Raw genomic sequence first — 20746 nt, forward strand, 5'->3', positions numbered from 1 at the left:
AGTTTTTCTTTATAATTTTGTTTACATAACACTATTATTTTTGTATAGCGATTTATATTTGGGAAGTTCTATTCGTTTAACGGATAGAACTTTTTTGTAATTAAATGGGTATTTACAAACCTTTTGTATCGGTGTATTATTTAACTAGTACACCGATACAAAAGGAGGGAAGAAATGAAAATAGAGTTTTCTCCAAATACACCAATTTACATTCAGGTAATGGAATACATAAAAAAAGAGATCGTAACAGGACATTTATTACCTGGTGATAAAATTCCCTCGGTCCGTGAATTAGCGAGTGAATTACAAGTGAATCCAAATACGATTCAGCGTACATTTCAAGAGCTAGAACGGGATGGAGTTGTTGTCACACGTAGAGGAATGGGACGGTATGTAACGAATGAAGGGGAGAAAATTATGGAGCTACGAAAAGAGATGGCGAAAGAATTACTTCATTCTTTTATAGATGGAATGGACAATTTAGGTTTTTCAGAAGAAGAAATTCTTACAATTCTTCGTTCTTCATTACATGAGAAAAGGGAGGAGAGCGAATGACAGAGCTATTAAAAATAGAAAATTTATGGAAGAGATACGGATTAAAAGCAGTGATTCGTGAATTAAACATAGAGATTCCGGAAGGGAAAATCGTTGGGCTTGTTGGAGATAACGGGAGCGGGAAAACGACGTTATTGAAAATGATTGCAGGCTTGCAACACCCTTCTGAAGGTAGTATTACAATAGACGGTAAAAAGGTAGGATTACAGACGAAAGAAATCGTTTCATTTATGTCCGATAAGTCAATCTTTGATGATTGGATGACTGTAAAAGACGCTTTATTTTTCTACCGGGATTTTTACAATGATTTCGATATTCAAAAAGCGGTAGATACGATTGCAGAATTTAAAATACCGTTAGAAGAAAAAATTACAGCATTGTCAAAAGGTATGGTTGAGAAGCTGCAGATTATTTTAACATTTTCTCGAAAAGCGAAGCTATACGTACTGGATGAGCCATTGGGCGGGATAGATCTTGTTTCTAGAGAACATGTACTTGAGCTAATACTTAAATTTTATCGTGAAGATTGTACGCTACTTATATCGACTCATTTAATAAGAGAAATCGAAAATATATTCGATGAAGTAATCTTTTTGAAAGATGGAGAAATAATATTGCATGAAAATGTGGAAGAACTACGATTTCAAAAGGGTAAAGCAGTACATGAGTTGTTTAAGGAGGCCTATGAGAAATGAATCAGCTTTTTCATTATCTGTATAATTGTAATAAGAGAAAGATAGCCATTATTTACTTTGGTTTTATTACAGTTTCATTAATTCTTTTATTTAATATGAAAGGAGTTTCAGGAGTTAGAATTTCAGGTAGGCAAGATATAATTATTATTATATTCTTTATCGTACTAGGTATAAATGGATTTGCAATTCTTTTAACAGGTGTATCGTCTTTTCGGAAAATGTTAAAAAACTCTATGCTACGTTATACTTCTATTTCAGCAAAAAAGTATATATGTGCAAATATTTTATTCTGTGTACTACTCTTTATGATTTTGCTAGGAATAGGAATCATTTTTCTATACTATTTTTCTTTAAATATTTACAATGGAAAAACTAATTTAGGTATTCAGCAAGCAATACACAGTTTATATAATTATGGAATATTACATCATATATTATCTATTTTTTTATGGGGACTAGATTTTCTTAATATGCTAGTTTCTATTTATTTTATTATAGTAATTGTAAAACTATTCAATGTGAAATCATCGATGAATAAAGTTGCTTGTTTAGTTTTATTCGTCATTTTTACCGCATTTAATGGAGGAATAACGTATATTTTTCAGCAAATAGAAAAGTATGTGTTTGCTATAAATAATATTGGATTTATAGATCAAAATGGTTTTTTAAATACATCATTTTATTCTGGTACAGAGGTTACAATTTTAAATCTATTTTTTAATTGTTTATTAACAATTATATTACTAGTAGTTACAGGTCACATTATCGATAAAAAACTAGAAGTCTAAAGGAGGAATCGGCATTGGGAAACGTAGTAGTAAAGTTAGAGAATGTTCGAAAAAAGATTGGTGGAACGGAAATTATTCGTGGTTTATCATTTGAGGTTCGTGAAGGAGAAGTATACGGATTCCTTGGGCCGAACGGTAGCGGTAAGACGACGACGATCCGTATGATGACAGGTCTTATTTCAATGACAGAGGGCGATATTACAATTTGTGGACATAGTATTCGCTCGGAGCGTGAAAAGGCACTAGAGCAAATTGGAGCGATTGTAGAAAATCCTGAACTATATGATTATATGACAGGAATGCAAAACTTAAAGCATTTTGCGAATATGGCCATTACACCAATTAGTAAAGAGCGCATTGCTGAGATTGTAAAGCTTGTTGAATTAGAGCATGCGATTCATAAAAAGGTGAAAACATATTCACTTGGTATGAAACAACGTTTAGGAATTGCACAAGCATTACTTCATCAGCCGAAAATCTTAATTTTAGATGAGCCGACAAATGGATTAGATCCAGCTGGTATTCGCCAAATTCGTGATTATTTACAACGTTTAGCGAAAGAAGAGAATATTGCTGTAATCGTATCAAGTCACTTATTGAGTGAAATTGAATTAATGTGTGATCGCGTCGTTATTATTAAACAAGGTGAGTTTGTACAAGAGTACAACTTACATGAAAAAGTGAAACATGATGAGGCAGCCGTTGTAGCGTTTGAAGTAGGTGAAGTTCAGAAAGCAAATGAAATCATTAAAGGTAAAGCAAAAGGGAATGTAATTGTAGCATCTGTAACAAAAGACAACATTCCGCAACTTGTAAAAAAACTTGTTCATGCTGATGTGCTTGTATATGGCGTTACTGTTCAAAATAAAACGTTAGAGGATGAGTTCTTAGCGATTACTGGGGGAGTGAAAGCGTAATGTTTAAATTAATTCAAAATGAATTTTTAAAGTTGCATGCGAAAAAAGGTATGTATATTTTAATTGGTGTCATTGCGGCACTCGAAATTTTAGGTACTTTAGCAATGTTGAAGTGGGGAAAAGGTGATGAGTTTAAGGGGTCATATTTAGATTATGCAAACTCAGAGATTGGCTTAATTGTTTTATTTACAACGATTTTTGGGATTACACTTGCTGCCCGTACTCTTACTGATGAGTTCCAAAAAGGTACAATTAAACAATTGTTAATCCGTCCAAGAAAAAGACTTGCAGTTTTATTTTCTAAATATATTACAGTGTTATTAGCAATGTTATTTATCGTATTAGCTGGTATGCTAATTGCAATGATTATTGGCGGTATTGTAATGGATGGTAGTAAAACAGAATTAACGTTAGGAATCGTAATAAAGTCAACTTTATATCAACTACTTTCACCGTTCTTTTTTGCAACACTTTCATTTTTCCTAGCAAATGTCTTTAGAAAATCTGTATTACCATTAATTATTACGATGTTCCTATTCTTCTTACAAGGTGCAATTAATATGGTATTAATAATGTTTGCAAAAGGTGTAGCGAAGTTTGTAGTATTCAACCATTTGGATTTAAGAGCTTACGATAGTAATAAATTAATCAATGGTGGAATGGAACCAACATTTACAGAATTTACGTTTACAACTTCATTATTACTTGTAGTTGCATACTTTGTTGTGTTACTTGTAGCATCAAGTGCATTATTCCAAAAACGTGACGTATTATAATAAAAGAAATCCCCGCTTGTAAAAACGGGGATTTTTATTACATAAATTTCTCTTAGATTGCAACCTGAAGAACAGCGATATGTTATTTTAAGAGATATGCTGTTTGAAATGATTTGAGAAAAATAGGAAGAATTTCAACTATATTCATATTATAATTTAGTTATCCTGCTATTTATAGGGAAAGGATTGCCTATAAAGTATTGATTAAAGTTTTATTGTATTTTTACTATCTTTGGGGGTGTTCTATATGCACTATGCATTTTCACGTATAAGGCTACGTAGCTTTTTTGGATGGATGATTATAGGGGTGCTCCTTATAATGATCCCATTAGGTCTAGCAAATGTTTCTGAGAATACGATGGAGGTTATTTCACAAATAACTGTATTTTTTGTATTTCCGTTACTTTGGCTATACGTAAAAACAAATAAAAATAATATTGTATTTAACAGTTTTTTTTATAAGCCAGGACATTTACCTTGGGGATTAATTGTATTAGCAACGATAATGGGAATGATTTTTTCAGTTGGCATATCTCAGATTCAATTTTACATATTAGCACATACGTTACCGAATTTCTTAGTTACTATGCTAGAAGACGGAAATGTTATTAATACGAGTAACGTATATATGACGATATTTACTTTCATTTCAGCATGTGTGTTAGCACCTATTATGGAAGAGGTTATTTTTAGGGGATTTTTCTTACAGCGAATGGCTTATAAATGGGGAATTAAAAAAGCTGTAATTATATCTTCAATTATTTTTGGCTTAGGACATTTTGATGTTATTGGTGCGTTCATGTTTGGTGTCGTTATGTGTCTTTTATATATAAAGACACAAAATATATGGACGAATATAGCTGTGCACGCTCTAAATAATTTGATTGCAACAAGTATGCAATTTTTTGGTGGAGAAGAAAGTGGTACAATCTCAATTACTGAATTACAAGCGCAAAGTAATTTATGGATTGGTATCGGTCTTACAGTTGTTGGATTACTTTGGTTAATTCCTTATGTTTGGAAACAATGGCGTACAGTAAAAGAAGTTGGCGTGCCACCAGTACGTTTTATAAATGAGCAAAAAGTAGTGAGTTCATCACAAGAAAATGAAGTGTATAGTCAAGTGATCGTAACCGATAGATTGATGGCCATAGAGTTACCAGATGAGGCTGTAAATAAGCTTCGGTTAGAAGAAAATGATTATGTAACAGTATCTGTAGAAGAAGATAAAATCGTTATAAAGAAAGCACATAATAGATAATTAAAAAGTAGCTCCTTAGGAGCTACTTTTTAATTTGTAATAATTTCTACACGAAAATTATTACCGTTCTTTACATATTTAATATCTGTAACAGTGCGGACCGTCTTTAAAATCTCCACTTTTTCACCAATTCGTGGGATGGTCGGAACATTGTCCCAAATACCAAGCAAGTCATCTAATTGTGCCGTTTTTTCATAAAACCAGATTTTCAATGTAAAGCCCCTTTCTCGAACTTTATGTATTTTAATACATAATATATTATTTTTATTCTTATTGTAAGGGGTTTTTTATATTTTATGAATAAAAATAAATTAATCTTCTGGGAAGATATGTTCAATATCAGGAGTAAGAGATACTTCTGATAATACGATATGAGAAACGGTCGTTGCATATGAAGAAACATCATTGATAAATTCTTCCAGTTCAACGAGTGAAGGAACAGAAATTTTTACAATGTAGCATAAGCTTCCTGTTACTCGGTAACAAAAACTTGCAGATGGATAAGACTGAATAAACTGTTGCATACGTGTTGTATCACCATTTTTTAAAGTGATTTCTAAAATACAATCTAAAACGAGTCCTGCTTTTTTATAATCAATATCGATTGTGTATTTTTGAATAACACCTTCGCTTTCGAGCTTACGAACACGTTCTGAAGTAGATGGAGCAGATAAGTTTACTCGTTTCGCCAATTCACGCATCGAAAGGCGACTATCATTATATAATTCATTTAAAATTTTTCGATCAACACGGTCTAATTGCATTTGTAAATATACCTCCAGTAAAATAATGATTTTTGTAAAGGGAAAATATAAATTAAGATTCATATGAAATGTAAAGTGAACGTTATTTATTTTACAATAAAACAGAAGGAAATAGGAGGGGAAATGATGGAGAGAATTTCATTATCAAATGTAGGAGATACAAAGTTTCAAAAGTTATTAGGGCATAATTCGGATATATTACATTCGTGGAGTACGTTAGAAGATACACTGTACAATAAAGGAACTCTTTCAGCAGAGTTGAAGGAGCAAGTGAGAAGAACATTAGCGTATGGGAATGAATGTCCGTACTGTATGGCAAAAGGAAGACCTGATGATATGCAAAAGGCAGAGGAGATTGGTGTAGCCGTTACTTTTGCGCATACATTTGTTCATGACCGAAAAGCAATAGATGATACTATGTTTCACGTATTAAAACAATATTGGACAGAAAAAGAAATTGTAGAGCTTTGCGCCTATGTTTGCTTTATTACTGCGTCACAACAACTTGGTTTTCTATTTCAATTACAGCCAAATTAAGGGGAAATGATGACAAATCAAATAGCACTTATCATAATCGATGTACAAAAGGCATTTCAATTACCAGATTGGGGCGAGAGAAATAATATTTTTGCTGAAGAAAACATGAGAATTTTATTAGAAGAATGGAGAAAAAGGGAACGACCAGTTTTTCATATTCAACATGTAAATAAAGAAAATGCTCAGTCAATGTTTTATGAGAGAGCGGAAACGGTAAACTTTAAAGAAGAAGTGCAACCACTACTTGGTGAAGTGGTTATTCAGAAATTCGTTAACAGCGCGTTCATTGGGACAAATTTAGAAGAGCAATTAAGAAAGAACAAATGTAATGCAGTAGTGGTTGTAGGATTAACGACAAATCACTGTGTGGAAACTACGACACGAATGGCAGGGAATTTAGGATTTACAACATATTTAGTGAGTGATGCAACGGCTACTTTTAACCGTAAAGGTTTAGATGGTAAGGAGTATAGTGCAGAAGATATTCACAATATGACACTTGTAAATTTACATGAAGAGTTTGCTACGATTGTGACGACAAAAGAAGTATTAAAATTATTTTAAGAAAATAATTGCAAATTATGTAGAAAAAAATAAGAATATTTCGTATAATCTAAGTACAATCATTTTGAAAATAGGGGTGGCATCATATGGAGCAAATTTCAGTAAAGAAATTAGAAGAGGTACTTGTTGTAGCAGGGGATGATAAACAGAAGCAAAAGGAATTTTATGAATTGCTCTTATCTACTGAGTTTTATGTTGCTGGTTCACTAGAAGCAGAGGACGGGGCAACAGAGGGAATACTTCGTTTGCGTCATTTCCAAGGAGAAGGTAGATGGATCGTTCCGTTCTTTACACAAATGGAATTTGTAAAAGATGTGTTGCCAGAAGGAACGCCCCTTATTACGATACGTGGGAAAGAGTTATTTGGTAGCATTGAGAAAGATGCTACAGCTGTATTAAATGTTGGTACTGATATAAGTAAAACATTTATTCCAGAAGAAATTGCAGATATCTCATCTGGACGAATTTTTAATTATTATAAGTAAAAGGAAAAGCGTAATCGCTTTTCCTTTTTAATTTGAATATGGAGTGGCTATACCGGAAGAAATAGAGACTGTTTTATTATTCGTGTTTATTGTCGCTGTAGCTCCAAGTGGAATACCGATGTTTGGACTTATATGTCCAATTGGTAAACCGAATAGGACCGGTATATGATATGGTGCGAAATATTCATATAATATTGCTTGCAATGATTGAGATGGCTTTGAAGGAGTGCAGTCGTGACAACTTGTGAAAATAACGCCCCTACATTCATTAAACTTTCCAGATAAAAGTAGCTGATTTAACATACGGTCAATGCGGTACGGTTCTTCACCAATGTCTTCAAGTAATAAAAGTGTATTGTCCGTATTTATCTCGTAGGGCGAGCCAATTATACTTGTTAACACAGCTAAATTTCCTCCAACTAACGTACCTGTAACTGTACTGTGAGAGCTAGATACGATACACTCTGATGCAGATAAAATGGTTGAATACGGATGGAATAGCTGATTGAAAGAGGATAAAGATAGGGAATCAATACCTTTTCCTAGTTCTTCAATCATCGGACCATGAAATGTTATAAGCTTTGCATAACGTGAAACAGCAGTATGTAAAGCTGTAATATCGCTATATCCCCAAAAGATTTTAGGGTTTTGCCGAATGATTTCATATTGAATGTGAGGGAGGAGACGAGCACTTCCGTAACCACCTCGTGCACAGAAAACGGCCTTCACTTCATTATTTGTAAATGCTTCATGTATATCGTCAAGCCGAACTTGATCACTTCCGGCTAAAAATCCATATTTCTCGTAAACGCTCTTCCCGATTATTACGGATAACCCCATCTCTTGTAATACATTCACACCTTGTAATACATTTTCGATTGTAGGTGGACCAGATGGTGCAATGATCATTACTGTATCACCTTGTTTTAATGCATTTGGATAAATCATTAAGCTCAGCCTCCTTCTCTTTCAATATATTCGCTTCATATGAAGTTCAATCCTTGCAAAAGCAGGGGAAAGCTTATCAAATAAAGAAGATATAAAGGAAATAGGAGGGGAAATGATGTTTATAAGTCGAGTAACAGACATATTAAAAATTGAGTATCCCGTTGTTCAAGCCGGTATGGCAGGCGCGATTACGACGCCAGAACTTGTTGCAGCAGTAAGTAATAGCGGAGGATTAGGGACGCTTGGAGCGGGCTATATGAGCCCAGAACAAATTCGTGAAGCGATTTATAGAATAAGAGAACTAACAGATAAGCCGTTCGGTGTTAATTTACTTGTAACGAAAGAGATAGAAATAGAAGAAGAGAAGGTAAATGAGGCGAAAGTATTACTAAGCGGAGTGAATAGAGAATTAGGTATAGAAGTAGAAGGAACGTTAAAGCTTCCAAAAAGCTATAAGGAACAATTACAAGTGCTATTAGATGAAAAAGTACCGGTCGTTAGTTTTGCATTTCAAACGTTAGAAAAAGAAGAAATAAATGATTTAAAAAGAAGTGAAATAAAAGTTATCGGAACAGCTACCCATGTGAAGGAAGCGAAAGTACTTGCTGAGCTAGGAGTAGATATTATTATTGGGCAAGGTAGCGAAGCAGGAGGGCATAGAGGAACGTTTATTGGGAAAGAACGAGATGCTATGATTGGTACTTTTGCGTTGATACCTCAGTTAGTAGGGGCTGTTCCACATATCCCAATTGTCGCAGCAGGTGGTGTAATGAACGGACAAGGGCTTGTTGCGGCATTGGCACTAGGAGCAGAAGGTGTTCAAATGGGATCGGCCTTTTTAACAAGTGAAGAGAGTATTACGCACGATGTGTATAAAGAAGCGGTTTTACATAGTACAGATACGAGCACAACTGTAACTCGTGCGTTTTCTGGGAAATATGCGCGGGGTATTCGGAATGAATTTATAGAGAGACATGAAGGAAAAGAAGAAGGGCTACCGATGTATCCAGTGCAAAACGTATTAACTTCTAAAATACGCCAAGAGGCAGCGAAGCAAAATAAGGAAGAATATATGTCACTTTGGGCAGGACAGGCAGCATCATTAGCTCGAATCGAATCAGCTCAGCATGTAGTGGAGCGAGTTATGAAAGAAGCAGAGAATGCAATCGAACAATTACAAAATATATATAAAAAGACCACTTGAGTAATTCAAGCGGTCTTTTCATTAGTTTGCTTTATAAAATTGTTGGATGGCTTCGTCGATGTAAACCCAGCCTTTCCAACCTAAGTGCATATGATCTTTTAAGAAGTATTTATCGTATTCATGATTTGAGAAGTCGGCAATTGGATAACCAGCTTTTTCAATTTGCTCATGAACTTTCTTATAGTATGCTTCGCGGCGTTCTTTTGGGAAGCCAGCGTAGTCGTACCAAGGACCTTTTACAGGAACAGAAATGAAGAGTGGTTTTGCACCAGATTGTTTTAATAAATCAAGTACAATTTGTAAATCTTCATATTCTGGCGATTGGTCGTAAGCATCATTTTTTAAGTAACCTTCACGTTGCTTTAATTTTTTCTTAATTTTGCTATTGAAGTAACCATCTTCGATACCATATTCATTAGATCCAGATTCTGCTGCACCTGTTTGATCCGCATGTTTACGAGCTTCTTCCCAGTTCATTTGTTTTAATGAAGGATCGAGCTTCTCTTTGTGCGGTTTAATATTAAACATAGCTGTAAATAAATCTTTACGATCTAAAATGTTACGGTAAATATAAGCGAAAGGTTTAGCAGCAAGTGCTTTTACTTTATACTTCGTATCATCATAAGCGATGCCTTCAAGCGAGATTTTTAATAAAGTTTCTTTTTTTACAATCTCAAAGTTTAATAAACGCTTTGCAATTTGTTTTTTCATTTCAGGTTTTAAATCATTGTTGAAAATGAAGTGGTAACCTTGTTGTTTTGAAAAGTTAGGTGCAAAGTGCGTCTCGTCAATACCTTGTGGTACAAACCATTGCGGAGAAAGAACGAATACCATTTTCTTATCTTTCAATTGATCCATTGTAGATGCGAAGTTTAACACATGTACAAGGTCTTGTGTTCCGCCGCGTCCAAGAAGGAATGGCGTAAATCCTTCAGGCTTTACTTTAAAATAATTAGATGGATGGAAAGCATCCATACGTGCGAATTCCGATGAACCGTACATCGGAAGATATTTTGAATCTGCTAACATCTTTTGCTGTAAAATCATACTTTGAATTTTTTCTTCTTTTAAAGAAGTGGCAGCTTGTTCTACTTTTTCATCACTTAAAAGTGGAAGTAGGAAGCGCGTTGGAATAAGTAAGAATACAGCAAAAAGGGCCAATGCTAAAAGCATCGGACCAAATTTTGCTTTGTTCATCGGATTTCTTCCAACTTTTTAATAACCATGTTTGGTGTAGCCCACTCGTCACGGTCAAAATCAGAAATAGAAACTTCAATATCTAAACGCTCTTGGAATTCAACTAATAAAGATACTACAGCGAAAGAATCAAGGATACCTTCTTCAAATAATTGAACATCTAAGTTTTCTTTCACAATATCGTTTTCACATACTTCTTCTAAAATATCTAATACTTGCTCTTTGAATTCTGCCATTTTTAAAATCTCCTTTATATCCGAAATATATTATATGTGCAACTTCTTAATGGAATAAGAAGGGTGCATTAAAAGTATCTGTTAAGGTGTCCAGAGAAGATTAGGAAACCGAAACATACAACGTGGAACGTAATTACAATCGCAAGGACGTGTGTAAATTTATTGTTTGGCCAAAATTTATGCTTCTTGTTTTTTCGTTCGAAAATATCGAATAAAATAAACAGTGCGGCATGATAGAGACCATAAATAACATACTGCGCAACAGCGCTTCCTTGGATGTGCCAAATTCCCATAATGAAGAAGTTTAAAAATGCACCGATATACGAAATTGTGTAACGGTTCTTAATTAACTTTTTCTTCGTTGCAAAAAAGACGAAACGCATGTAAATAAAATCACGGAACCAGAATGATAAACTCATGTGCCAGCGGTTCCAGAAGTCTTTAATATTACGACTAAGGAATGGCTTATTAAAGTTTTCTGGCGTTTTAATTCCCATCATGTAACTGATACCAATTACGAACGCACTATAACCTGCAAAGTCAAAGAATAATTGCATGCTAGTAGCGTACATAAAAATCACATTAGATAAAAGTGTATCTTGATTGGCGAATACGGCCTTTACAAGATATGTTGTTATCAAGTGTGCAATTATAAATTTGTACAGAAAACCTTGGAAAATACGGTTAAGTCCTGTATATAGTAACTTTTGATATTCTTCACCGCTAGGTGGCTTTTGAATATCTTTTTGGAATCTACGGTAACGATCAATAGGTCCACTTGAAATCGCAGGGAAGAATAAAACAAACTCCCAGAAATTAAAGAAGGAAAGTTCTTTAATTAAATTATCACGAACTTCAAAGACCATTTGTACAGCTCTAAATGTTACGTAAGACATACCTGCGAAAACAATAAAATGTAATTCAGGTACAAAGGGTGCGATTTTTGCCAAAATAAGTGGCAAAATCGATAAAATAACAGCTATACAAAACATGAATGTACTATTATTTTGTTTTCTTAAAATTAAATAGCCTTTAATTAGGGCATATTGCCAAATAATAAATGCGGCTAACATAATCGCTTGCTTCGGTTTATCTGAGAAGATAATAGCAATCATGACTAATGTTAATACTGCATTATATTTACGCAACATTTTACCTTTTAATCCAGCTATGATAGTAGGTATTAATAAAATGCCCACTATAGCGAAAAAATAAAATGATCCATATGCGGTCATGCTGTAACCTCACTCAATAATTTTTTGCGATCTACCTTTCCATTTGGTGTCATTGGAATAGAAGATTGATACATGAATTTACGTGGAATCATGTAGTTTGGTAATCGCTCATTGAGTTCTTTTTTGATTGCAGATGTTAATTTGAATTCTTTTTCAAATGAATGTTCTCCAGGAACAACAACCGCTAATAAATAATCGTATTTTTCACCTTTTTTAATTGGAACGATAACTGCACCTTCTACGTAAGAACACGCACGAAGGTGATGCTCAATTTCTTCTAATTCCATTCGATAACCATGCAGCTTAATTTGGAAATCAAGACGACCATTATAGAATAGAAGACCATTTTCAACATAGCCAGCATCGCCTGTTTTATAGGCGCGCTCACCGTCAATCATAGTAAATGCTTTTTCTGTTAATTCAGGGCTTCCTAAATATCCAACGCTTACGCTTGGACCGACAATTACGATTTCACCTTTTTCACCATCAGGTGCAATCGTGCCATCTTCTTTCATAATAAGAAGGCGACAGTCTGATTTACAATAGCCAACTGGAAGTGATTTGTATTGATTAAGCACTTCTTCTGTAACGTGAATACCTGTTACAGCGACAGTAGCTTCTGTTGGACCGTAAGTATTCATAATTGTTGCTTTTGGGAAACGCTCAATTAATTTTCTAGCCACTTCATTTGGTAACACTTCACCGCAGAATAAGAATGTTTTCATGTTCGGTAGCATACTTTCAGAGAAGGATGCTTCCATTAAACACATTTCAGCGAAAGAAGGTGTCGAAGTCCATACTTGAATATCCGATTGCTCTAAAGAAGCAAACAAGTCTTTTGGACGCGCAATCATATCTTTATCGATTGCCCAAAGTGTACCACCTGTTACTAATGATGGGTAAATATCCATTACAGATAAATCGAATGAGAAAGGTGCTTGATTTAAGAATACTTGCCCTGTTTGTAAGTTGAAATCTTCTACAGCCCATTTTGTAAAGCTAACAAGGCAGTTATAAGTAATCTGAACCCCTTTCGGATTACCTGTGCTTCCTGATGTGTAAATAATGTAGAAGTTCTCATCACCTTTTACCGCATGTTCAGGATTTGGAGTGTTCCCTTTATGAGTAAAGAAAATATCTTTTAAGTTGTCTTCACTTACGATGCGAACTGGTAAATCAGTTACAGTTACTGCTGTTGCCGATAAAAGTAATTTCGCACCAGAATTTTCAGCAATACGTTGTACACGATCAGCTGGGATAGATAAATCTACAGGAATGTAAGCATGTCCAGCTTTTACACATCCTAAAAAGTTAACAATCATTTCAGGTTGCATATGGCCATACACCATAATTGGTGAACGATTGTCTGGATACTCAGAAGAAATCCAATGTGCTAACGCATCAGAATCTTCCTTTAATTGTTTGTACGTAATTTTCGCATCTCGCCAAACAAAAGCGGTTTGATCAGGCGTTTCTGCAGCCCACTTTTCAATTTGTTCTAATAACTTCATAACGTTCCCACCCTAGAATTCATTGTAAATAAATGTACTTGTGTTTGTATCATGGAATCCATACAACCAAAGTAATGCAAATAAAATTGCAAGATAATAAACCGTCTTTGCAACCCATTGTGTGAGTGGTCGAGACCATATCTCTTTTAATCTTTCCATGTCTTTCCCTCTCTTAATGAAATAATAGCTCTTTGTAGGTATCATGTCCTACATTATTGTGAAAAAAACAAAATCCCACATTTTAGGTAAAAATAAGTCAAAAGGCTCTTTTTTGATATTAGCACTAAATACTAAAAAAGAAAATCCCTAACTTAGCAATTATATTACATTCAGTATGAATTTGTAATGGGTTTGACATGTAAATAGAAAGTGGATTGTGTGAATACATAAAAGTGGACTATAAGAATACGTAAAAATACAGTATTTGTTTTTATTAATCATTCAAGACGGAGTAAACTTTTAAATTTCTAGTTTTTTTGAAAAGGAGGAAATTATCATGAATAGAGTGTGGAAGAATCTAATTTCGGAAGAAAATATCGTGAAATGGAGAAGGCACTTCCATAAGTATCCGGAATTATCATTTCATGAAAAAGAAACTTCGCAATTTATATATGATACATTATGCTCATTTTCTTCTTTTGAAGTAACGAGACCGACGAAGTATAGTGTACTAGCAATTAAAAGAGGTGTGAAGCAAGGGAAAGTAATTGCGATTCGAGCTGATATAGATGCTTTGCCAATTCAAGAGGAGACAAGTAAATCTTATACATCTGTGAATAAAGGAATGATGCATGCATGTGGGCACGATGCTCACGCAGCTATTTTATTAAGTACAGCAGAGGTGCTATCAAATATAAAGGAAGATTTTGCAGGTGAGATTCGTCTATTCTTTCAGCACGCAGAAGAGGTGTATCCTGGCGGGGGACAAGAAATGGTTGAGGCAGGTGTAATGGACGGTGTTGATTATGTAATAGGTTTACATGTTATGTCTGGATTAGAAAGCGGAAAGGTAGGAATTGCGTATGGGCCGATGATGGCGGCACCAGACGTATTTACAGTTGAAATTCAAGGCAAAGGAGGACATGCGGCGCGGCCAGAAGAAACGATAGACCCTATTGCTATCGGAGCACAGATTATTACAAATTTACAACATATCGTATCAAGAAATACGAGTGCTTTTATGCAAAGGGTTATTTCAGTTACACAATTTCATGGGGGAACGGCTGACAATATTATTCCTAGTACAGCAACTTTAATGGGAACCGTTCGTTCATTTAATCAAGCATTGAGGGTGGAAGCAGAAGGGAAAATCGAGAAAATTGTGAAAGGAATTACAGAAGCACATGGAGGATCGTATACATATACGTATCGATATGGATATGATCCGGTTATTAATGATGAATATATTACGAAAATAGTAGAAGAAAGTGCACTACATTTGTTTGGGAATGAGCGTGTTGTGAAGCTTGAACCTTCTATGGGTGGGGAAGATTTTTCAGCATATTTAAGAAAAGCACCCGGTTGTTTCATTAAATTAGGAACAGGTAATGAAAATATATATACTTGTTATCCACATCATCATCCGAAATTTGATGTGGATGAATCAGCATTAATTTGTGGAGTGGAGCTATTTTTAGAGACGACTATAAGATTACTAAAATCATAGAAAAAACAAAAAAAGGCAACTGCACTCTATTGCAGTTGCTTTTATTTCTTTCCGTCAGAGAGGGCTGAGAAAGAACTATGCTCATTCATAGTATATGAATAGCTAACGGACAAGCTTGTACATTTTAATCATTTTTTTAAAAAAAGTTGTTGACATTGATAATCAATGTCAATTAATCTAAATGTAGTTGAAATTGATAATTATTATCAATAGGATGGATGCGACATGTTAATGAGAAAAAATTTTCACCTTCTGCGGAGGGGATTAAAAGATAAAAATAAAGATAAAGATGTTGATCAGCATATGGAATGGCAAAGAAATGTAATTCGGTCTGAATATGTAGATGAGAAGAAGAGCATTCAAACAGAAAAAGAGATACAAAGTAAAGGGAGAGGTTCAGTTGAGTAAGTTAGTAATGATTTTTGCAAGTATGAGTGGAAATACAGAGGAAATGGCTGACCACATTGCCGGCGTAATTCGTGAAACAGAAAATGAAATTGAAGTTATTGATATTATGGATTCACCAGAAGCTTCTATATTAGAACAGTATGATGGAATTATTTTAGGTGCATATACTTGGGGAGATGGTGATCTTCCTGATGATTTCTTAGATTTTTATGATGCAATGGATTCTATTGATTTAACTGGGAAAAAAGCGGCAGTATTCGGATCGTGTGATTCGGCTTATCCGAAATACGGAGTGGCAGTTGACATTTTAATAGAAAAGCTACAAGAGCGCGGGGCAGCAGTTGTGTTAGAAGGACTAAAAGTAGAATTAACGCCAGAAGATGAAGATGTAGAAAAATGTTTACAGTTTGGAGCTGAATTTGTAAAACACCTTTCTTAATGGCAGAAGGGAGATGAAGAGCAAGTGCATGAGAAAATCTCAATCAAAACGATGACAGATTATCATTTGTATGATTTTATGCGTTGTCCGCATAAATTTTATTTTCGTCATATAAAAAGAAGAGAACCTTCTTCATTTGAATGGCAACAAATAGCACAAATGATTGTCAATCAAATTATTAACGAGTATTACACGCTACCTGCGGGTCAACAAACGAAAATTGTACTTTTAATATTAATAGAAAAGTATTGGAAAAAAGTAAGGATTAATATGTTTGCTTCGAAGACGGAGTACTATATTGTATTAGCTAAGCTAACGGATCACTTATTACAGTTTGTTGAAAAGGATGATAGTCAGACACCACCATTGTTTTTATACGAGAAGTTTCAAACATATATGGAAGAGTTAGGTGTCCACATGTCATTGACATTTGAAGTTGGTGAGTGGAGTGCTGGGTCGTTTGTAATTAAAAAGTATGTCGTCGATGCGGATGAGGAAATGCTTGCTCTTTGTCAGAAGCTAATGACAGTATTCAGTTATAAAGCTTTCGGCGTTCTTCCAGGAAAGATTGAAGTTATTAATTTAATAGAAGGAACTAAGTATGAGTACATTCCAAAACAGGAAGATATTATAACTGGAATGGCTGATTTATCTAGAATGAAAGAAATGTTGCAACAACCTGAGCATTATACAGAGCGTCATTTTCGTTCTGAGTGTATAAGTTGTGCGTTTCGTAGTGAATGCCAAGGGGAAGAAGTAAAGAAAGAAGCGGAGCAGAAGAAAAATATCGTACATTAAAGGATGCAACTTTGCATCCTTTTTTGTTGTTGACATGAAAAGCTTTTCATCATTTACCGTATATTTGTAGCAGATTTTAATAAAGGGAGGAATAATCAATGAAAGATGAAACGAAAGTATTTCAATGGTTAAAAGAACAGAATGCTCCTTTTGAAATTCAACTGCAAATTTTACAAGCATTTCAACTGTATAAAGTCATTGTTGAAATGGATAAAAAGTTAATGTTGTATGAGGAGAGAGTATATAGGGAGAGAATGTAATCTCATCCCTGTAATATCGTTTTTAGCTGTTCTGTGCCTGTAATGAATTCGAGTTTATTCTCTGACTCAAAGTTATAAATAATATTATGTAGTAAAGGACTGTATTGATAGAAGATAGTAATGCGATGAATGAGTAATGGATCATGATGAGAAATAAGTGTACTGTACTGTTCATATACAGATGTAGTAAACTCATGTCCGAAATCATAATATAGTCCTGCAAAATCAAAAGCAGGATCGCCAATTTGCGCATCACCAAAATCGATAACACCTGAAATACTTTTGTTATGCTTGTTAAATAAAATGTGATGATGAGTAAAATCAGCGTGAATGATTGTGTTTTGAAAAGTGGATGTAGCTAAACATGCAAAGAAATTTTCAAATAAGCGATTTAAGGCTAGTTTCTGTAATGAAGTAAGGCTAGTAGTGAGATATTGGTTTAATTTTGTTTGTAGCTCTTTCCAGTAGGTACATGTTTTTTCAATAGGGAAACATAGCGTTGTAACTTGGTGTAAAGGAATGCTATGTAGTACCGCAAGGAAAGTAGCTAATTGTGTAATAATTGCTTTCAGCTCTGGATCCTCCAGCGTGGCAACTGTGTCTGTTTTTAATGGTTCACCATGAATGAGAGTATAGTAACTACAAAGAGGAACCTCATCAGATTCATTTTTATAAATTAGGTGATATTGTGGAACTTCGATTTCTTGTAGTGATTGAGTGAGAATTGCGCATAGTTCTTTTTCTAACGGAATTCGCATCGCATATTCCTGTTTTCGCGGGAAACGAAACAATAGCTCATCATTTACTATAACTGCTACATTATCCCATCCTTCTTCATTTTGTTTATATGAATGTATAGAAAGATTAGGCAAAGCTTCTTTTATATAATGTTTGTAAGAGTCCATAATTGTTCCTCGTTTCTAAGTTAAGTTATTCCACTTTATGATATCAGAATTTTCTTTCTATATGTTAAAATATAGCTATCATTATGAAGAAGGGTGGGAGTATTACGAAAAAAAGACTGTTAATCAGTTCTCTATGTATCGCTTTTATATTGTTTTGGTCATATAAAGAGGAGGTTTTTGCTACCTTTAAACCGATTGATCAGTACGAGTTAAATAAGGAGTTAAAGAACAAAAGTATAGAAAATTTAACTCATAATGAAATGAAAAAGGTAGGAGAGCATTTTGTGACCGAGCAACTATCAGTGTTTGGGTCTACTAATAAAGAAGATGTGAAACGAAAAGGTGAAGAACTATTTTTAAATAGAGGGTATGAACAATTAATGGGAAATTATTATCCAAATCGTTTTCGAGATTTAGAGTATAAATTTACAAACGAGGAGATACGTGAAGAGACCGATGAGAGTTTTCTTTATCAAGCTGTAGCGTACGTTGCGGGTACTGAAAATGGTAAGAGAAGCGAAATGAAATTGAATTATGAAGTGAAAATTGTAAAGGTTAATAATATATTTATGGTGCTAGAACAAAAGCAGCGCGTACAATAAAGGAAATTCATTGCTCAATAGAACATTTTGGGGTGTGTACTACTTAATGCGGAATAAAAAGGCCCTCAAGGAATAAAGGGCCTTTAAAGATTTTCATTTTGTTGACCAAGTTCTTTTTGAGCAATATATAAATTTCCTTGCTCGACTTGTTTAAGGGTATGAACAGAATCTCCTGCATATCCTTTTTGTGTTTTAACAGTTCTTTTTGAACGATTGGAATCTTGTTTCTTCATATAATAGGCCACCTTTCATCAAAAATAAACGAAAATGATAAGTATGAGTAATACAGCAGCGAAAATGGTAATGCCCATTAAAAACGAAGTGTTTTTATATTTAGGTGGCTTATGTACATCTTGCCGATATCCAGGTGAAATTTCAGGGGCAAATTCTTCATCGAATGATTGCTTTTTTTCTTTGTCGTCCATATGTACCCACCTTTCTTGTTCATTTCTTGTTCATTATATTATACGTTACAAGAAAAAATATGCATAAAGAAAACAGCCGCTTTATTATTAGCGGCTGTTTTGTGTTGTATATTTTCGTTGTACTTGAAAGAGACGGATAAGTAGGAAGGCAGCGCCAAATGCTAGACCGATAATAAGACCGATCCAATAGCCTTTTGCGGCCCATTCTGTATACGTTGCTAATATATAACCTAGTGGTAGACCTATTATCCAATAAGCAATTAAAGTCATAATTAGAGCGACATTTACATCTTTATAACCACGCAGAGCTCCTTGTACAGGGGTTGCAATTGCATCTGAAATTTGAAATAAAATCGCAAAGATAAGAAATTCTTTTGCTAAATGATGAACTTTTGCATCTGTCGTATAAATAGAAGCAATTTGATCATCAAAGAAGTAGAGAAGAATCGAATATAATAAAGCAAAGGCAAGGGCTAATCCAATTCCAATCAGTCCGTATTGTTTTGCATTATCGAAACGTTTTGCACCAACTTCGAATCCGACCGCAATAGTCATTGCCATTGCTAAACTTAGCGGAGTCATATATAACAAGGAAGCAAAGTTCATAGCTGCTTGGTGAGCTGCAATAGTTGTCGTACTAAAATTACTCATCATAAGCGTTACCGCAGCGAAAATACTCGTTTCAAAAAAGATAGCAAATCCGATAGGGACGCCAAGCTTTAAGAATGCTGTCCAACTCGAAAGAGAAGGGCGGTATAATTGTTTGAAAATGTTGAAAGAGGCAAAAGGCTCTTTCGTCTGAATAATAATGACTGTAATAATTAAAATGCACCAATATGTTGCAGTGGAAGCAATTGCCGCTCCGACACCACCAAGTTTTGGGAAACCGAAGTTACCAAAGATTAATAAGTAATTTAATATTACGTTAATTGGTAATGATAGTAATGTAATAATCATCGTTGTTCGAGTTTTTCCTAATGCATCAATAAATCCACGTAAAACCGTGTAAGTGAATAAAGGTATAATTCCTATTGCGATAATACTTAAAAATTGAGCTGCAATACGTTCCACAGGTTCTTCTAAGCGCATGCCGTTTAAAATAGGTGAAACGACGAAGAAACCGATGAGGATAACAACGAAGCTAGCACAAATTGCTAAATAAACTGCTTGTATGACAACGTGAGGAACGTCCTCTTTTTTCTTGGATCCAACGAGCTGGGCAACAATGGGAGTCGTGGCCATTAAAATCCCTGTTAACCCAGTACTAACTGGAATCCATATACTTGTTCCAATTGCGACACCTGCTAAATCAGTTGGGCTTGCATGTCCTGACATTGTTGTATCGAAAAAGCTCATCGCAAATAATGACATTTGCGTTACGAAAATCGGAAAAAATAGTAATACAAATTGCTTTAACTTTTGTGAGAATGAAGTAGTTTCTTTCATAAAATCCCCTTTCCGTATAAAAAAACAAACTCTTACTATCATACAATTTAATCAAAGATTAGAAAAGAAATACGCGCCTACAACATATGAAGCCAATAAAAAAAGGATGCACTTTGAAAAGGGA

The 20746-nt window shown here is 34.5% G+C and carries 28 protein-coding genes; 16 read left to right on the forward strand and 12 right to left on the reverse strand.

What is annotated here, in order from left to right:
• Nucleotides 1-174: 174 nt before the first annotated feature.
• From HMPREF1014_RS18715 to HMPREF1014_RS18740, 6 genes are all read left to right on the forward strand, one after another.
• A complete protein-coding gene (locus tag HMPREF1014_RS18715) occupies nt 175-555 on the forward strand; it encodes a GntR family transcriptional regulator (protein WP_000687513.1) in 381 nt (126 codons plus the stop codon).
• Nucleotides 552-1250, forward strand: coding sequence for an ABC transporter ATP-binding protein (locus tag HMPREF1014_RS18720; protein WP_000137711.1), 699 nt, complete (start codon nt 552-554; stop codon nt 1248-1250). The genes HMPREF1014_RS18715 and HMPREF1014_RS18720 overlap by 4 nt, the downstream gene beginning before the upstream one ends.
• Nucleotides 1247-2038 (forward strand): hypothetical protein, encoded by a 792-nt coding sequence (locus HMPREF1014_RS18725; RefSeq protein WP_001072486.1) that lies wholly within the window; start codon nt 1247-1249, stop codon nt 2036-2038. Before HMPREF1014_RS18720 ends, HMPREF1014_RS18725 begins: the two co-directional genes overlap by 4 nt.
• Before the next feature lie 14 nt (nt 2039-2052).
• Nucleotides 2053-2955 (forward strand): ABC transporter ATP-binding protein, encoded by a 903-nt coding sequence (locus tag HMPREF1014_RS18730; protein ID WP_000528787.1) that lies wholly within the window; start codon nt 2053-2055, stop codon nt 2953-2955.
• Nucleotides 2955-3731, forward strand: coding sequence for an ABC transporter permease (locus HMPREF1014_RS18735; protein WP_000475424.1), 777 nt, complete (start codon nt 2955-2957; stop codon nt 3729-3731). The genes HMPREF1014_RS18730 and HMPREF1014_RS18735 overlap by 1 nt, the downstream gene beginning before the upstream one ends.
• A 247-nt stretch (nt 3732-3978) precedes the next feature.
• Nucleotides 3979-4992 carry a CPBP family intramembrane glutamic endopeptidase gene (locus HMPREF1014_RS18740; protein WP_000558818.1) on the forward strand — a complete coding sequence of 338 codons (1014 nt, stop codon included), beginning with the start codon at nt 3979-3981 and terminating at the stop codon, nt 4990-4992.
• A gap of 29 nt (nt 4993-5021) precedes the next feature.
• Here the strand turns inward: HMPREF1014_RS18740 and HMPREF1014_RS18745 are convergent, their stop codons facing one another.
• Complete coding sequence (locus HMPREF1014_RS18745; protein ID WP_000707107.1) at nt 5022-5204, reverse strand: DUF3913 family protein; 183 nt, start codon at nt 5202-5204, stop codon at nt 5022-5024.
• 99 nt (nt 5205-5303) lie between these two features.
• On the reverse strand, nt 5304-5756 hold the full coding sequence (locus HMPREF1014_RS18750; protein ID WP_001175505.1) for an Lrp/AsnC family transcriptional regulator: 453 nt from the start codon (nt 5754-5756) through the stop codon (nt 5304-5306).
• Between the two features lie 126 nt (nt 5757-5882).
• On the opposite strand from HMPREF1014_RS18750, the gene HMPREF1014_RS18755 reads away from it, so the two are divergent.
• The 3 genes from HMPREF1014_RS18755 (at nt 5883) to HMPREF1014_RS18765 (ending at nt 7342) form a co-directional block, all read left to right on the forward strand.
• Entirely contained in the window at nt 5883-6293 is a 411-nt protein-coding gene (locus tag HMPREF1014_RS18755; RefSeq protein WP_000439753.1) for a carboxymuconolactone decarboxylase family protein, read from the forward strand.
• 9 nt (nt 6294-6302) lie between these two features.
• Nucleotides 6303-6857, forward strand: a complete 555-nt coding sequence (locus HMPREF1014_RS18760) for a cysteine hydrolase family protein (RefSeq protein ID WP_000184430.1) — start codon at nt 6303-6305, stop codon at nt 6855-6857.
• A gap of 86 nt (nt 6858-6943) precedes the next feature.
• Nucleotides 6944-7342 carry an SseB family protein gene (locus HMPREF1014_RS18765; protein ID WP_000435266.1) on the forward strand — a complete coding sequence of 133 codons (399 nt, stop codon included), beginning with the start codon at nt 6944-6946 and terminating at the stop codon, nt 7340-7342.
• Between the two features lie 27 nt (nt 7343-7369).
• Here the strand turns inward: HMPREF1014_RS18765 and HMPREF1014_RS18770 are convergent, their stop codons facing one another.
• Nucleotides 7370-8290: a S66 peptidase family protein gene (locus HMPREF1014_RS18770; protein ID WP_000640075.1), complete on the reverse strand. Its 921-nt coding sequence runs from the start codon at nt 8288-8290 to the stop codon at nt 7370-7372.
• Between the two features lie 115 nt (nt 8291-8405).
• On the opposite strand from HMPREF1014_RS18770, the gene HMPREF1014_RS18775 reads away from it, so the two are divergent.
• Nucleotides 8406-9494 carry an NAD(P)H-dependent flavin oxidoreductase gene (locus HMPREF1014_RS18775; RefSeq protein ID WP_000470900.1) on the forward strand — a complete coding sequence of 363 codons (1089 nt, stop codon included), beginning with the start codon at nt 8406-8408 and terminating at the stop codon, nt 9492-9494.
• 21 nt (nt 9495-9515) lie between these two features.
• Here HMPREF1014_RS18775 and dltD read toward each other — a convergent pair whose 3' ends face one another.
• The 5 genes from dltD to HMPREF1014_RS18800 form a co-directional block, all read right to left on the reverse strand.
• The gene (dltD, locus tag HMPREF1014_RS18780) at nt 9516-10691 is read right to left on the reverse strand and encodes a D-alanyl-lipoteichoic acid biosynthesis protein DltD (protein ID WP_001030279.1); all 1176 of its coding nucleotides are present in this window, start codon (nt 10689-10691) and stop codon (nt 9516-9518) included.
• On the reverse strand, nt 10688-10927 hold the full coding sequence (dltC, locus tag HMPREF1014_RS18785; RefSeq protein WP_000807310.1) for a D-alanine--poly(phosphoribitol) ligase subunit DltC: 240 nt from the start codon (nt 10925-10927) through the stop codon (nt 10688-10690). The genes dltD and dltC overlap by 4 nt, the downstream gene beginning before the upstream one ends.
• Nucleotides 10928-10995: 68 nt before the next feature.
• Nucleotides 10996-12162, reverse strand: a complete 1167-nt coding sequence (gene dltB / locus HMPREF1014_RS18790; RefSeq protein ID WP_000127925.1) for a D-alanyl-lipoteichoic acid biosynthesis protein DltB — start codon at nt 12160-12162, stop codon at nt 10996-10998.
• Nucleotides 12159-13673, reverse strand: a complete 1515-nt coding sequence (gene dltA, locus HMPREF1014_RS18795) for a D-alanine--poly(phosphoribitol) ligase subunit DltA (RefSeq protein ID WP_000770514.1) — start codon at nt 13671-13673, stop codon at nt 12159-12161. Before dltA ends, dltB begins: the two co-directional genes overlap by 4 nt.
• Nucleotides 13674-13685: 12 nt before the next feature.
• A complete protein-coding gene (locus HMPREF1014_RS18800) occupies nt 13686-13832 on the reverse strand; it encodes a teichoic acid D-Ala incorporation-associated protein DltX (RefSeq protein WP_000440293.1) in 147 nt (48 codons plus the stop codon).
• Between the two features lie 337 nt (nt 13833-14169).
• Between HMPREF1014_RS18800 and amaA the strand changes: the two genes are divergently transcribed.
• The 5 genes from amaA to HMPREF1014_RS31705 all read left to right on the forward strand — a co-directional run bounded on the left by amaA (nt 14170) and on the right by HMPREF1014_RS31705 (nt 17244).
• Nucleotides 14170-15339: an N-acyl-aliphatic-L-amino acid amidohydrolase gene (gene amaA / locus HMPREF1014_RS18805; protein WP_001082785.1), complete on the forward strand. Its 1170-nt coding sequence runs from the start codon at nt 14170-14172 to the stop codon at nt 15337-15339.
• 225 nt (nt 15340-15564) lie between these two features.
• The gene (locus tag HMPREF1014_RS18810; protein ID WP_000929021.1) at nt 15565-15747 is read left to right on the forward strand and encodes a hypothetical protein; all 183 of its coding nucleotides are present in this window, start codon (nt 15565-15567) and stop codon (nt 15745-15747) included.
• Complete coding sequence (locus tag HMPREF1014_RS18815; RefSeq protein WP_000041153.1) at nt 15740-16186, forward strand: flavodoxin; 447 nt, start codon at nt 15740-15742, stop codon at nt 16184-16186. Before HMPREF1014_RS18810 ends, HMPREF1014_RS18815 begins: the two co-directional genes overlap by 8 nt.
• Before the next feature lie 24 nt (nt 16187-16210).
• Complete coding sequence (locus tag HMPREF1014_RS18820; protein ID WP_000544577.1) at nt 16211-16984, forward strand: hypothetical protein; 774 nt, start codon at nt 16211-16213, stop codon at nt 16982-16984.
• A 98-nt stretch (nt 16985-17082) separates the two neighbouring features.
• Nucleotides 17083-17244: a hypothetical protein gene (locus tag HMPREF1014_RS31705; RefSeq protein ID WP_000651084.1), complete on the forward strand. Its 162-nt coding sequence runs from the start codon at nt 17083-17085 to the stop codon at nt 17242-17244.
• 2 nt (nt 17245-17246) lie between these two features.
• Here HMPREF1014_RS31705 and HMPREF1014_RS18830 read toward each other — a convergent pair whose 3' ends face one another.
• A complete protein-coding gene (locus HMPREF1014_RS18830) occupies nt 17247-18149 on the reverse strand; it encodes an aminoglycoside phosphotransferase family protein (protein ID WP_000378981.1) in 903 nt (300 codons plus the stop codon).
• Between the two features lie 83 nt (nt 18150-18232).
• Between HMPREF1014_RS18830 and HMPREF1014_RS18835 the strand changes: the two genes are divergently transcribed.
• On the forward strand, nt 18233-18751 hold the full coding sequence (locus HMPREF1014_RS18835; protein ID WP_000715261.1) for a hypothetical protein: 519 nt from the start codon (nt 18233-18235) through the stop codon (nt 18749-18751).
• Nucleotides 18752-18834: 83 nt separating this feature from the next.
• Here the strand turns inward: HMPREF1014_RS18835 and HMPREF1014_RS31710 are convergent, their stop codons facing one another.
• The 3 genes from HMPREF1014_RS31710 to HMPREF1014_RS18850 form a co-directional block, all read right to left on the reverse strand.
• Nucleotides 18835-18984: a hypothetical protein gene (locus HMPREF1014_RS31710; RefSeq protein ID WP_000743742.1), complete on the reverse strand. Its 150-nt coding sequence runs from the start codon at nt 18982-18984 to the stop codon at nt 18835-18837.
• Nucleotides 18985-19002: 18 nt separating this feature from the next.
• Nucleotides 19003-19176 carry a hypothetical protein gene (locus HMPREF1014_RS18845; protein WP_000341062.1) on the reverse strand — a complete coding sequence of 58 codons (174 nt, stop codon included), beginning with the start codon at nt 19174-19176 and terminating at the stop codon, nt 19003-19005.
• An 87-nt stretch (nt 19177-19263) separates the two neighbouring features.
• Entirely contained in the window at nt 19264-20622 is a 1359-nt protein-coding gene (locus tag HMPREF1014_RS18850; protein ID WP_000665550.1) for an MATE family efflux transporter, read from the reverse strand.
• Nucleotides 20623-20746 lie beyond the last annotated feature (124 nt).

Source organism: Bacillus sp. 7_6_55CFAA_CT2 (assembly GCF_000238655.1).
Lineage (GTDB): Bacteria > Bacillota > Bacilli > Bacillales > Bacillaceae_G > Bacillus_A > Bacillus_A cereus.